This is a genomic window from Vibrio sp. L3-7 (assembly GCF_963898195.1).
Taxonomy (GTDB): domain Bacteria; phylum Pseudomonadota; class Gammaproteobacteria; order Enterobacterales; family Vibrionaceae; genus Vibrio; species Vibrio echinoideorum.
This window is the reverse complement of record NZ_CAWQUW010000034.1, coordinates 280,513-294,598: the sequence shown is the minus strand read 5'-3', so window position 1 is coordinate 294,598 and position 14,086 is coordinate 280,513. Positions and strand designations below refer to the sequence as shown.

The following is a 14,086-nucleotide window of genomic DNA, read 5'->3' as shown; positions in this document are numbered from 1 at the left end:
ACCTTTCGCACACGCGAGTTATCAATAATTAAAATTTAAGTAATACAATATTATTAATATTATTAAATCTATGTCATTACCATACATTATTTGTGGTTTTGTGCGTGTGACCTCAAACAAGTTCCATTGATAATAACCATAAGGTATGAGTGGTCATATCAGTGCGTAAGAGAGTAAAAGGACAGTTGCATGAATACATGAACATATGTGAATCACAGGAGATTGGATAAATTGCAGGGAGTAAGTTTTTAGGTACAAAAAAGCCCCTAATGATTAGGGGCTTTGAACAAATATAATTGAGTCGCTTTCGAGCTTATAGCTTAGCTATCAAGGTTATTGCCCGGCTATCAAGATTATTGTTCAGCTTCTTCGATTAGCTCTTGTACTGGTGATGCTGGTTTGTTTTGAGCAAAACCACGCAAGCCAACTACGTGAACGTGTTCGTGGTCTTTAAAGACCTTACGTACTAGCTTGTAGGTTGTGCCTTTCTCTGGGCTAATGTTCTCTGGCGCAGCAATCAGAAGTTGCATGCCTAGACGGTCACACAGTTCAAACAGCGTCGAGATAGACTTAGAATCCAGACGTGCTGCTTCATCAAGGAACAACAAACGACATGGAACGATGTCTTTACTACGAAGTCGACGAGATTCCTCTTCCCAACTCTGAATAACCATCAACAGGATTGACTGACCCGTACCGATCGCCTCACCCGTAGACAGCGCGCCCGATTCCGCTTGTAACCAACCATCTGAACCACGGTTAACTTCAACACTTAGCTCTAGGTAGTTACGGTAATCCAGTAGCTCTTCACCCAGAACTTGCGGAGAGCGTTGACCCATATCGATATGTGGATTCACGCGTTGGAACAGTTTCGCCATCGCTTCAGAGAAAGTAAAACGCGTCGATTCAAACAAGTCTTTGTGCTGCTCTTGTTGAGTCGCTAGGCCTGATAGCAAGATCTCGTGGCTTTCACGGATCTTAACGTTCAAACGCACGCCCTTAACCTGACCAAAGTAGATGTTCGACAAACCTTGGTTCAGCATACGAATACGGTTCTGCTCACGCTGAATCGTTTTCTTGATGATACTTGCTACCGATTCAGAGCTGATCGCTAAGCGGTTTTCACGCTGCGTCAATTCTTCTGTTAGACGAGCCAGTTCAACTTCCATCTCTTCGATAGCTTCAACCGGATCATCCGTACGAATGATATCCTGACGAATACGCTCGCGAAGGTGTTGGTAAACCGCAATGTAGAACAGAACCTTACGTTCTGGATGCGCGTTGTCTTCAGAGAGACGCAGCGAATCACGTAAGTCGTCATTGTCAGCGACAGCTAAACGTAGCGCACCCAATGACTTGTCTGACATTGAGCGAAGTTCGCCCGCCGTTAGGTAAGCCAGTTCACGCTTGTGCAAACGACGTTCAACGTCATTCTCACGAGCTAAACGAAGTACTGAACACCAACCCGCTTTTGCTGCAACTACGAAGGTACGAAGCTCTGTGTACTCTTTCTGAACTTTCTTAAGACGCTTAGCCAGTGCTTTCATCTCAAGTTCAGTTGATGTAATCGTACGCTCGTATTCGCTCTTACGACTACGAGACGTGTGCAAGCGCTCGTGAAGGTCATCACGACGACGTACAGCACGCTCTTCAGCGCCTTCATCAGCGTTAACGCCAAACTCTTGTAGCTCTTGTTTGAACTCTTGAACCGTTTCTTGTTTCGCTTGGTGCGAGCTCTTCAATGCTGCCAATACTTGGTTGTATTGGTTCATCTGTTCACGAGCTTGTTTCAAGCCATCACGGCCTTTTTTTCTTGCTTGCTCCGCTTGAACCAACTTAGCTTTCAATTGCTCGCTCAGTTCGCTGCTCTTGTTTAGAAGATCAACAGAATCCGCGTAAGCAAAGTAGTGACGACGTTCGATTAAGTCAGACAGAGCAAACACTTTACCTTTCAAGCTTTGTAGAGCTTGATCCGCTTGTTGGTATTGCGCTTCTAGTGCTTCGAACTGTTCAGGATCTGCGTCTAGTGCAGAAACAATCTGCTCTAACGAAGCAAGTGCTTTGCCATGGTTGTTCAAGTACGACTTAGCTTCGCTCAAGCGCTCTAGTTGCGCTTCTAATTCAGCTAGGCGTTCCGCCAATGTTTCGTCTTCTAAAATACGAACCATTGGTGCTAATTTGTCTAGCGCACCTAATGCCTGCTTGCTTTGTAGTAGCTGACTACGTTGCTGTTGCTCTTTAGAATTTAATTCAGCCAAAGAACGTACAATCTGGTTACGCTTGTCACGAATAGACACTAGTGCCTGTTCAGGGTCAGCGTTAAACGCAACGTGCTGGTGCTTGGCTACAAAGCTGTTGAATGCTTGGTATAGGCGATTCAGTTTTTGTGCATCAAACGCTGCTTTGGCATGGTTTTCCACAACAACATCACGCTCTTCGCGTAATTTTTCTAAACGTTGCTCACGAGCCGCACGACCAAACAGAGGGATCTCAGGGAAGCGAGAGTAACGCATTTGGCGATCGTTCAGCTGAACACATACCGCGCCTTCTAACTCATCGGCATTGAATGAGCTGTCATCAAACGCATCGACATCACCTTCTAGGATGTAAAGGTCTTCAGGACAATCATCAAGATCGATGAGTTTCTCTTTGATACCATCAAGATCAGACACTACGATCGCGTGACGAGCTGGGCCGTACATCGCACTGAAGTAAGGCGCATCACCAATTGTGATGTCATCGTAGATCTCAGAAAGCAGCACACCACCAAGGGTGTCCGCAAGGCCTTTCAGTCGAGGATCGTTAGAACCGCCCGGAGAAGCTAAGCGTTCAATCTCTTGCTCAAGTTCAGCTCGGCGAGTTGCTAACTGATCTTTTGCTACTGATTGAGACTTTTCGCCTTCGAGCACTTGTTGCATTTGAGTCATAACCGCTTGGCTATCTTCTAGCTCAGCTTCTGTTTGATCTCTTAGTGCTTCAAGCGCATCGTTGGCATTGATCCACGCTGGAGCAATAGACTCGAGTTTCTGAATCTCTTGATCGTGGTTTTGTTGCACACGACGCTGCTCACTCTTAGTTTCACGAAGCTCTTCCTGAGCGTACTCAAGAGATTCGATTTGCATAGCATGGCGTTCACGCTCTTCATCGAAAACCGCTTCGTCGGTAAGTAAGATGCTGTGTTGCTTTTGGTATTCGGTCGCCAGTTCTTTTGCTTGACGCTGCTGTGCTACATCACGCGCCATATCGCGGTGCTGAGCACGCCACTGTTGTTCGTTTTCAACAACATGTTTTGCATTACGGCCTTTTTCTAAAGCTTGCTTAGCGCTGTTAGACGCGTCTTTGCGCTCAACGTCACCAACAATACTCTTAACAAGAGATAGCGCTTTGTCGAACTGTGCAGAAGCAGCAGAAGACATGTCTAATTTGTGCTTAGTCGATAATAGCGTTTGAGTGCTTGATTCTTCTTGTGCTTTTAGCTCAGAAACCAAAGTTAATGCGCTTTCTGCTGTGATAGATTCGTCACCTAGAAGCTGCTTAGTTTTCTCTAGAGCTTGAACCGCTTGCTGGTATTGCAATGCTCGAGTTTGCTGAACGTCCAACGCTTGTTGGTAGTCAGCAAGCTGGGTTTTCAGGCTATCCACTTCTTCTTCAGTAATGGTTGCCTGTTCTTCAGCAAGAAGTACTCGTTCTTGAGCTTCTTCAACTACCATCATCTGCTCTTCGAGACGCTCATTAAGCTCTTCTAAATCTTCGCTGTAGCGAGCAATTTTTTCTTGCTGACGAAGTGCCGTTTGAACCAACTGAAGATGATCCGAAGCCGCTTGGTAGTCTTGCTCTAGTGCTGACTCTTGATCCACCAGCAGTTCGAGTTCTTCTTGAACACGGTTCAACAAGTTATTTTGATCAAGCAAGGTTTCGCGAGAACCAAACAGTTCACCACGGAACTTCATGGTTTGATCAAGCTTATTACGACGATCGTTCGCATGGCGCATGTAGTCTGCTGCCACGTAATTGGTCGATTCCGTGATCAAGTGTTTAAACAAGTCACGATCCGACTGAGTCGTTTTGATCGCTTCTAACGTCAGACGGTTTTCGCGCAATGCTGATTCCATATCTTGGAACGCTTTCTTCACACCGCCATTTTGCGGTAGAAGGTAATCACGCAGAGAACGCGTAATTGCACTTGAGATACCACCGTACAATGATGCTTCGATGAGACGGTAAAATTTAGAACGATCGCTGCTGTTACGCAGTTTCTTCGGTAACACACCGTACTCAAACATTTGCGAGTGGTAATCAACGATTGAAGAAAATGCTTTAAAGTGAGCACCCTCGTATTGAGCTACCGCAGCTTTTACATCGTTCAACTGACATACACGAGCATGGCTGTCTGAAACGTTTTGAATCAATACATCTGTTGGTTTCACATGACTTGGGAGGCCTTGGATAACAAACGGTTTGATGTCTACTTTCTTGTCACGACCGGCAACTTGCTGCAGTTTTACCGCAAACAGTAGGCGTTGGTTACGAGAGTTCACAACATCTAACGCGGCATAACATGCGCCAGGTTGAAGCTTACCGTAAAGGCCTTTATCGCGTGATGACTGCGAGCTACCCGCTTCCGTTGTATTACGGAAATGCAGAAGGCCTTGGTCAGGGATTAATGCTGTGATGAATGCAGCCATTGTGGTCGACTTACCTGCACCGTTACCGCCAGAAAGCGTTGTAACCAATCCATCAATATCAAAAGTGCGAGCAAAGAAGCCGTTCCAATTGATCATGGTTAATGATTGATACTTGCCTCTTTCAATCATGCTTCACCTTCTACTTTTGTTTGTTCGCCATCGTTCGACTCTAAGTCAAAGTCAGCTTGATCGTTAAAAATGTCTTGTTGACCGTTTTCGTCTACATCTGCTTCTAGTTCTGATACCGCTTCTGCTTGTTCTTCATTCAACAAGCTGCCTTGGTTAGGTTCTTGGGTATGAACCACAGCTTCACCATCGCGGATAAGACGTAATTGCGCTTCTTTCATATCGTCGCCAATACGAACGTCAGCACCAAAGCGGAATACCGCTTCACTGATACGGAATTTACCCGTCTCACCAATCGCGATCAGCATGCCGATACGGCGTAGGCGACGTAGAGAAGTACGCACTTTATCAAATAGCTTTTCTTTATCTAAGTCAGAGCCAGAAGCACGGTTGGTTGCCAGCTTCATGAGTTTTTTATCATCAGCTAGCGCCATTAGCTCTTCAAACAACTCTTGATTCGTGAAGATACCTTCATGTGCTAAGCGTTCTGGGCTTAAGTACAAGAAACACAATACCTTGCCAACAAGCATATCTAGCTCAGACAAAACACTGCGGCCAATCAGAGACGTAGAACGCGGGCGCAGATAGAAGAAACCTTCAGGCGCTTTCACCAGTTCCGTGCTGTAGCGTTGATAAAAATGCTGTAGTTCAACTTCAAAATCAGAAAGCAACGCATGGTTGTCTAGGTCTTCTGTTGAAACATGCTTACCTGAACGGAGCATGCTGTCTAGCGCAGGGAACAACGGGTTCGCTATCGCTTTTACCAGTTTCTCTGGCATGTAATCATCAGTACTTGTTAATGACATTTGCTTGTACCTTTGCACCGAAATCGTTGATTGCCTGCCAATCCGGCTGAATAGCCTGATAGTCAGACGCTGAGTAACCTAAGCGCACGGCTTGGTCGACAACAATTCTGGCTAAATCAAAATGGTGTGTGCGAGGGTGTGCTGCGAGGTAATCGCGTAGCACAAGACCAAGATCAATTGGCGCACCTTGCTGTTTGTGAGCTTTTAACATCTCTGCAATTCGTTCGGAAAGCAGATCATTCACTTGTTCAAATTCTTCGTACTCAACGTCGATTGGCGCTTGTCCCATCACCTCATCATCACGAAGCACAAGGGCTTCATCACGAAGGTCCGTGAGTTTTTCCGCATCAGCATAAGTCAATAGCCAAGGCGCATCAAAGTAGTCAGTAACCGACTGACGCAAGCGTTGACTAAAGGCACGGTTTTTATCCATATCAATCGCGGTACGGATAAACTTATGCACGTGACGGTCATAGCCAATCCATAAATCGATCGCTTGCTGACCCCAACTGGTGATTCGGTCGAGCTTCATTTGCAAGCCAAACAAGGTTTCACCAACGAACTCGAGTTCATCGTCACCGTAAACAATTTCTTGAATATCGAGGATCTGTGTTTGCAGCTCATCACCTGCCGCTTGCAAGGTGTCTTGCAATTCTTTTAGCGTGGCAGAGGTTTCTGATAGCAAAGCTTCACAGTTGTTGATCGCCTCTCGCCAATCCTTGTTTAGCAGGTCGGCAATTTGCTGTTTAACGGTTTGTTGCTGCTCATCCATAACACGTTGGTTAAGATCAATCTGGTCGAAAATTTCACCAACAGAGTATTTAAGCACGCCGTAAACGTTCTTTCTCCAATGTCCTGGCGTTCCGCCTTTCTGTGCTGCTTCAATGGCTTTGGCCATCTCGTCCGCAACCATAGAAAGCTGGATAGACAATTTTAATTTAGAGAACTGACGGTGACGTAAGTAATAATCGGAGATGCCAATCGCCAATGGTGATAAGCGATAAATGCTAGCACCATCGGTGATTTCACTCGTAAAGCGGCTAATGAGCTTCTGTTTAACCAGTTCATTGATAGCGTTATTCGCACGAAACGCAGACGCTTCGCCCGTATCTTCAAACAGTCGAGTGACGATGGTAAATGCATCATGCAATTCACCTTCGCCCAACTCTTCATCGAACCTTTCATTGCTTAACACTGCGATAGCAATCAAAAATGCTAAGCGCTCTGGTGGCAAGTTTAATGAAAAATCATGCTGCTTGACCCAGCCCACCAACTCATCAATTGGCTGCTCTTCGGCAGTTTGAGTCATTTCACTCATTGTGGTTCCTGTTACTGTTCTTCGTCATATCGAACGTATTAGATATGACGCCTATTTCTTTATGACGCGGGCTTCTTACTATTGCATAGCGCATGTTGTGGCTTCTTTTACCACATTCACTGCTGCTATTGCGCAGGTTTTTGAGCCCAAACGTGAATATAACGGCCTAGCGACAGATATGGCTCTTGGCGACATAGCTGTTTTTCTAGTTCCAATACATCTTCAAATTGGTAATCACCCATGTACTCCATATTACCTATGTAGTCACTGAATGAGCGAATGCCTGACTTACCACAGATTTCTAGACCAGCGTCTTCTATCCATTGATAAACCTCTTCAGGCTTCAAGCCTTTTTGTGGTTGCAGCTTAAACCGTTTTCGATGTGGCATCCCATTCAATACATGAGGAATGTTGCCACAAATCACATTTTTCAGGACTAATCCGTGATGGTTATAAAACATTATCGAGGCAATACCACCCGGTTTTACTTGTTCTAGTAATAAATCAAGCGCCTCTTTCGGATTCGCTAACCACTCCATCACAGCATGAAACATCACAAAGTCGACTTTATCATCGAGATGTTCTGCCACGTTTTGCACTGGAGAATGGATAAATCGATACTGATTTAACAAGCCCGCTTCGCTGATACTTTCTTCTGCTAGCTTCAACATTTCAGAGGAGAGGTCACACAGAGAAACGTTATGCCCAAGCGCCGCAATTTTTTGCGACATCTGCGCAAGGCCGCCTCCAGCATCAAGTACATGCAGCGGAGAAGTGAAGCGTTCAAATTTGCTCAAAGCTTGTTCTAAATCTTCCCATACGATGATCTGACGGATCTCTCCTTTGTCAGAGCCGTAAATGTTTTTTGCAAATTTGTGGGCAATATCGTCGAAATTACGGTCTTCAGTCACGGCTACTTGAGTTATTATGTCCTATCGTGCCTGCTATTCTGTCACAGGAATTTCAGGAATAAAGAGGCGATGTCTCTTTTTACTACTAAGTGATGTTTTTTCGGACTATTCGGATATGTTTGAGCTGAAAAAAGTAGTGTCTTCGTTACTGATGCCACTGCCAGCAATGTTAATTCTCGCTTTTCTGGGCTTAGCCCTAGTGATGTTTACTACCAAAAGGAAGACAGGTTGCCTAATTACCCTCTCAGCCCTGTGTGGTATTTTCCTAATCGCTTTCCAGCCAGTTTCTAGTCAACTTTTAATGCCAATGGAAAGGCAGCACACCGCTTTTTTACCCGTCGATGACACCATCGATTACGTTATGGTTCTTGGAAGTGGTCACGTCGTAGACGACCAAATCCCACCGACATCAGAACTAAGCCGAACTGGACTTATGCGTTTAAGTGAAGGTATTCGAATTTTGCGTCTTTACCCAGGTGCCAAACTTATTTTGTCAGGCTATGGCGCAGGCACTGAAGTCAGCAACGCAAGGATGATGGCTAAAGTGGCTCTAGCTCTTGGTGTAGCAAAGCCCGATATCATCCTGCTTGAAACTGCTAAAGATACGTGGGAAGAAGCACGACAAGCGGCAGCGTTTGTTAAGAATAAAAGAATGGTATTAGTGACATCGGCTAGCCATATGACGCGCGCACTCAATGAGTTCCATGCTGCAGGTATGAAGCCATTACCAGCACCAACAAACTACCTAGCACAAGAAGGGATTGTTGAACCTTGGAATAAGTACATGCCTAAAGCGCTCTATCTTGAGCAGACCGAACGTTATTGGCACGAAACGATGGGGTTAGTTTGGCAAAGTCTGCGCGATTGGCTAGACACAAGTAATGATAATGTTGAAGAGCCTATAGTCATCCCTGAACCTTCTATTTTAGAAGAAGACAATGATGCAGTTTCTGCGGCCTAGTATTAAATCGATATATCTTGATTTTCGAAGAATTAGTTCATAATCAAGAATGTGATAAGCAATAAAAAAGCCGAGACATAAACTGTGTCTCGGCTTTTTTACGCTTGCCACTCGTTGCTGATTAAAGCGCCCGAGGGAGGTTTAGTCACCAGCAAACATGTACCCTTCACCATGAACCGTCACAAAAATTTGTGGATTCTTAGGGTCAAACTCCATTTTTGCGCGCATACGACGAATGAGTACGTCGATCGTACGATCATTAGGCGCATCAACTCGGTGGCTAATCATGTTCAAAATACGCTCACGACTTAATACTTTATTAGGGTAAGAAGAGAGTGCGACTAGCAACTCATACTCAGCCTTAGTCAGTTTAACCGGCTCGCCATTTTTGCTTAGCGCACGACGAGGAATATCAAACGTCCATTCACCAAAACGAACAACAGACTCATCTTCTGTTTGTTCTACCGTTCCCGCCGCGGTTTTGCGAGCGGCAGCAATACGCCAAAGTAAGTTTTTAACTCGAACCAACAACTCGCGAAGTTCGAATGGTTTAGTAACATAATCATCTGCGCCCATTTCTAGGCCAACGATTTTGTCGATGCTATCCGTGCGTCCAGTAACTAAAATAATTCCAATGTCTGATTGACTGCGTAATTCGCGAGTTAGCATCAATCCATCTTCGCCTGGTAAGTTGATGTCCAGCATAATGAGATCAACGTTGTTTTCTTCCAACACCTTTCTCATTTGAGCGCCGCTTTCCGCTTCGCTCACTGTGTAACCTTCGTTCTGGAAATATCCAACCAGTTTACTGCGGGTTACCACATCATCTTCTACGACTAATACGTGATAGCTCATCTACACCACTTTTCTTATTTAATAGTTTCAGTGACTATTCTATTCATAACTAGTAACAATTCTAGTGGTACTGAAGATAAAAGCCAGAAACATGGATTTTTTTTGATACAAGACAATCTTAAACCTTGCTATTTATCGTCCATCGCAATTCAATATAGGCATTACTACTAACGAGTAACTTTGCGTTTCGCAAATAACCTTGTTATTCAGCCTTGGTGTGCTTATGCCCTAGTGACTTCAAGATGCTTATAAGTAACACCACAAGACTAAATCAGGATCTATGAAATGAAAGATACGAAAGCGTTCAACGAACAAAGAGCAGAAATATACTGGTGGCTATCAAGCTTATTTGCCAAAGAGCTAACTCAAGAAGAACTCGATCACTACCATTCTGTTGAAATTCGTTCTTTCCTTACTGGTTTAGGCGAAAATGAAACTCTGAAGCCTTCAATTGATAAGCTTGTAGACGCACTAAATCGTTTACAAACACGTGAAGATGCCCAACTGGAACTGTCTGCTGATTTCTGCGATCTTTTCTTAAAGACAGATAAACATGGTGCTCTGCCTTACGCTTCAATGTATATCGGCGAAACGGGTCTATTGAACGACAAGCCAGCTAAAGATATGGAAGACATCATGGCTAAGCACAACCTGGTCGTGAACAAAGATTTAAAAGAGCCCGCAGACCACATAGCTATCGAACTCGATTTCCTTGGCAACTTAATCATCCGTTCTAACGAAACTGAGCTTGAAGAAGAGTTAGAGAAATCGTTCGCCGTTCAACAACAGTTTGTCGAACAACAACTCCTTACTTGGGTGCCAAAGTTCAATGTGAAATGTCATGATGTTGACCAGTTTGGTTTCTACGCTTCCGTCTCGTCTTTGTTACTCGCATTTTGCAATTTAGACATTCAATATTTGGCGGGTGAATAAGCTAAGTGGATATCTAAGTAAATAAATTCAATAGAATGTGACAATTCACCCGGATTTCTGGGTGAATTTTATTGCGAGTCATTTCTAGTCAGTCTAAAATTGTGACCGCAAACGATAAAATATGAAACATTCACGAAATGCTATGCTTATTTAAGTTCAGAGCATTTCGGTGTTAAGACAGGCCGCTCAATAGCGGTTTTTTGTTTTTTAGCACTTTAGTACCCAAAGAGCCCTACAAATTTAAGCTCTTAGTTAAGTAGCTTAACGGCTACTTTATTCCGTACTTTGGGAAAGTAGCTTCTAATAGGATAAAACCATGGCCACTATTAAAGATGTCGCTCGCTTAGCAGGCGTATCAACAACCACCGTTTCTCACGTAATCAACAAAACACGTTTTGTTGCAGAAGCGACTCAAGAAAAAGTAAACAAAGCCGTAGACGAACTAAACTACGCGCCGAGTGCTGTTGCTCGTAGCTTAAAATGTAATACAACGCGCACTATCGGCATGCTAGTGACTCAATCAACCAACCTATTCTTCTCTGAAGTTATCGATGGTGTTGAGAGTTACTGTTACCGTCAAGGTTACACTTTGATCTTGTGTAACACTGGCGGTATCTATGAGAAGCAGCGCGACTACATTCGAATGCTTGCAGAGAAACGTGTAGATGGCATCTTGGTTATGTGTTCAGACCTAACTGAAGAATTAAGAGAGATGTTAGACCGTCACGCTGATATCCCTAAAGTTGTCATGGATTGGGGCCCTGAGACCTCTCAAGCCGATAAGATCATTGATAACTCTGAAGAAGGTGGCTACCTGGCAACCAAGTACCTTATTGAACGCGGTCATTCTAAGATTGCTTGCTTAAGTGGCCACTTAGACAAAGCAGCATGTGTAGAACGTATTGCAGGTTACAAACGTGCGTTGGGTGAAGCCAAAATAGCTACTGATGAGCGTCTAATCATTGAAGGCAACTTTGAGTGTGATACCGCTGTGATTGCTGCTGATCAAATTATTAAAATGGAAGATCGCCCTACAGCCGTATTCTGTTTTAACGACACCATGGCACTTGGCCTAATGAGTCGCTTACAACAACAAGGTATTCGTATCCCTGAAGATATTTCAGTGATTGGTTACGATAACATCGAGTTAGCTGAGTACTTCTCTCCACCATTGACCACGGTTCACCAACCGAAGCGTCGTGTTGGTAAGAATGCATTCGAAATTTTGTTAGAACGCATCAAAGACAAAGACCATGAAAAACGTGTATTCGAAATGCACCCTGAAATTGTTGAGCGAAGCACAGTTAAAACGTTAAATTAATTGATAAATTCAGTTTAGTTTAATCAAGCGCACCTTTAGGTGCGCTTTTTTTATCAACAACATCAATGAACCTGGTATCATACTGGAAAGATCATTAATTGAAGCGATATCACATTTTGAAATAACAAGTGTGAGCCTCATTCAACAAAAACTTTATTCTATTTAATCAGTCACGCACAGGGCAAACCACTCGAAAGAGTGAGACGCAAAGCTTCCGGCCTAAACCACTCGTTGGTATGGTAGCGGGGTTACCGATGGCAAAATGCAGTAGTTATTAATAATTTAGTAATTTACGGCTTATTGACAATTTAGTTGCAACATTTTGCTAATCTCTCGGACCTGCTTATTTGGTGGCGTAGTTCAAATACACCGAGATAAATAACATGGATAAACCGATACTAAAGGACTCGATGAAGTTATTTGAGTCCCTAGGAAAAATAAAATCACGCTCAATGTTTGGTGGCTTCGGTCTTTTTGCTGATGACACGATGTTTGCTCTGGTTGTAAATGACCAGTTGCACATACGAGCGGACAAATGCACAACAAAGCAATTCGAACAACAAGGGTTTCAACCTTACGTTTACAAGAAACGTGGTTTCCCCGTTGTTACTAAATATTTCGCTTTGCCTGAGGGCCTATGGCAGGATCAAGAGAAAATCTTAGAGCTTGCTACTACGTCTTTGGGTTTTGCTAAAGACGAAAAAGCTGAACAGTCTTCTGCTAAGCCAACTCGATTAAAAGACCTTCCTAACCTTCGACTCGCGACTGAGCGTATGTTGAAAAAGGCTGGGATAGATTCCGTAGAACGTTTATATGAATCTGGCTCTGTAAACGCGTTTAACGCCATCAAGGAATCTCATGCGTCCTCTGTTAGTATCGAGCTACTTTGGGCACTAGAAGGGGCTATCAATGGTACACATTGGTCTGTCATACCGCAGCAGCGTCGTGAAGAGCTTATCAGTCGCGTCAATTAACATTGTCAATTCAAACGATACATAACTAAGCCGCATTTTTGCGGCTTTTTTTATATCTGCTGAAAGTTAATCTATGCTTTACCTGTCTATCTATACTAATGGTATGCATTGAAAATTTGAGGAAGTATCAATGAGTAAGAAAATGATATTGGGTATTGTATTGGTCGTGACGATCATCTTGTTGGGCGTAAACTTCGGCCAATACCTCACACTTGAGAATGCAAAGGCTCAACAAGCCGTTTTAAATGAGTACATTGATAGCAACTTCATCGCTGCGGCTGCTATTTATTTCTCAGCTTACGTAATGATTACCGCTTTCTCGATTCCAGGCGCTGCTGTTGTGACACTCTTGGGTGCCGCGCTCTTTGGTTTTTGGAATAGTTTGCTTTTGGTGTCATTCGCCAGCGCCATCGGTGCAACTATTGCCTTTTTAAGTAGCCGCTACCTATTGCGCGACTGGATTCAAACCAAGTTTGGCGATAAGTTGGCAACCATAAATAAAGGTGTTGAAAAAGACGGGGCATTTTATTTATTTTCCCTACGTTTGATTCCTGTATTCCCATTTTTTCTCATCAACCTTTTGATGGGCTTAACACCGATGTCGATTAGCCGATATTACATTACGAGCCAAATAGGGATGCTGCCAGGTACTGCTGTTTTCTTGAATGCAGGTACTCAACTTGCAGAAATTGATTCACTGTCAGGTATCGTTTCCCCTTCCGTTTTACTTTCATTTGCCTTGCTAGGTATATTCCCAATTATTGCCAAGTGGTTGATGAACAAATTCCGTTCAACACCAGTTGTAGAATAAGGCGCTATCACAATGAAAATCTTTAGCGCATCAAATCCGACAGAAGCCCACATCATATGTGGGTTATTAGAAAGCGAGAATATTGCGTGTGAGGTCCGTGGAGAGGGTTTATTTGGCTTGAAAGGAGAAATCCCCTTCACAGAAGACACTGACCCTTACGTCTGGCTGTACGAGCCAGAATTGGCAAACAAAGCACGCACAGTTGTTAATGAATACCAAAAACAACAAGATTCCATTATCTATGAAGAATGGCGCTGTGGAGAATGCCACGAGGTAAACGAAGCCCAATTCGGTTCTTGCTGGCAGTGCGGTGCTGCCTCTCCTGAATAGAAGAGATTCAATAAAGGCTCAAATCAACTGGATCAGACACCTCCTCCAAACAAAA

At 43.8% G+C, this 14,086-nt stretch carries 11 protein-coding genes and 1 riboswitch; of the genes, 6 read left to right on the top strand and 5 right to left on the bottom strand.

Annotation, left to right across the window (positions count from 1 at the left end):
- Positions 1 to 353: 353 nt before the first annotated feature.
- The 4 genes from mukB to cmoM all read right to left on the bottom strand — a co-directional run bounded on the left by mukB (position 354) and on the right by cmoM (position 7,846).
- A complete protein-coding gene (mukB, locus tag AACW75_RS19315; RefSeq protein ID WP_145570941.1) occupies positions 354 to 4,814 on the bottom strand; it encodes a chromosome partition protein MukB in 4,461 nt (1,486 codons plus the stop codon).
- A complete protein-coding gene (mukE, locus tag AACW75_RS19310) occupies positions 4,811 to 5,617 on the bottom strand; it encodes a chromosome partition protein MukE (protein WP_145570943.1) in 807 nt (268 codons plus the stop codon). Before mukE ends, mukB begins: the two co-directional genes overlap by 4 nt.
- The gene (gene mukF / locus AACW75_RS19305) at positions 5,598 to 6,935 is read right to left on the bottom strand and encodes a chromosome partition protein MukF (RefSeq protein ID WP_017076448.1); all 1,338 of its coding nucleotides are present in this window, start codon (positions 6,933 to 6,935) and stop codon (positions 5,598 to 5,600) included. Before mukF ends, mukE begins: the two co-directional genes overlap by 20 nt.
- A 125-nt stretch (positions 6,936 to 7,060) precedes the next feature.
- A complete protein-coding gene (gene cmoM / locus AACW75_RS19300; RefSeq protein WP_145570945.1) occupies positions 7,061 to 7,846 on the bottom strand; it encodes a tRNA uridine 5-oxyacetic acid(34) methyltransferase CmoM in 786 nt (261 codons plus the stop codon).
- Positions 7,847 to 7,961: 115 nt separating this feature from the next.
- Here cmoM and elyC point away from each other — a divergent pair, with 115 nt between their 5' ends.
- Positions 7,962 to 8,807: an envelope biogenesis factor ElyC gene (gene elyC, locus AACW75_RS19295; protein ID WP_145570947.1), complete on the top strand. Its 846-nt coding sequence runs from the start codon at positions 7,962 to 7,964 to the stop codon at positions 8,805 to 8,807.
- A gap of 141 nt (positions 8,808 to 8,948) precedes the next feature.
- On the opposite strand, the gene torR is transcribed toward elyC, so the two are convergent.
- Positions 8,949 to 9,662 (bottom strand): two-component system response regulator TorR, encoded by a 714-nt coding sequence (gene torR / locus AACW75_RS19290; protein WP_017076451.1) that lies wholly within the window; start codon positions 9,660 to 9,662, stop codon positions 8,949 to 8,951.
- 285 nt (positions 9,663 to 9,947) lie between these two features.
- Between torR and torD the strand changes: the two genes are divergently transcribed.
- The 5 genes from torD (at position 9,948) to AACW75_RS19265 (ending at position 14,031) form a co-directional block, all read left to right on the top strand.
- Positions 9,948 to 10,595 (top strand): molecular chaperone TorD, encoded by a 648-nt coding sequence (gene torD, locus AACW75_RS19285; protein WP_017076452.1) that lies wholly within the window; start codon positions 9,948 to 9,950, stop codon positions 10,593 to 10,595.
- Positions 10,596 to 10,911: 316 nt separating this feature from the next.
- Positions 10,912 to 11,916 (top strand): HTH-type transcriptional repressor PurR, encoded by a 1,005-nt coding sequence (purR, locus tag AACW75_RS19280; RefSeq protein WP_017076453.1) that lies wholly within the window; start codon positions 10,912 to 10,914, stop codon positions 11,914 to 11,916.
- Between the two features lie 170 nt (positions 11,917 to 12,086).
- Positions 12,087 to 12,172: riboswitch (cyclic di-GMP riboswitch) on the top strand.
- 127 nt (positions 12,173 to 12,299) lie between these two features.
- The gene (locus tag AACW75_RS19275) at positions 12,300 to 12,890 is read left to right on the top strand and encodes a TfoX/Sxy family DNA transformation protein (protein WP_017076454.1); all 591 of its coding nucleotides are present in this window, start codon (positions 12,300 to 12,302) and stop codon (positions 12,888 to 12,890) included.
- Positions 12,891 to 13,020: 130 nt separating this feature from the next.
- A complete protein-coding gene (locus AACW75_RS19270; protein WP_029225251.1) occupies positions 13,021 to 13,701 on the top strand; it encodes a TVP38/TMEM64 family protein in 681 nt (226 codons plus the stop codon).
- Positions 13,702 to 13,713: 12 nt separating this feature from the next.
- Positions 13,714 to 14,031, top strand: a complete 318-nt coding sequence (locus AACW75_RS19265) for a putative signal transducing protein (RefSeq protein WP_145570949.1) — start codon at positions 13,714 to 13,716, stop codon at positions 14,029 to 14,031.
- The last annotated feature ends 55 nt before the right edge of the window (positions 14,032 to 14,086 follow it).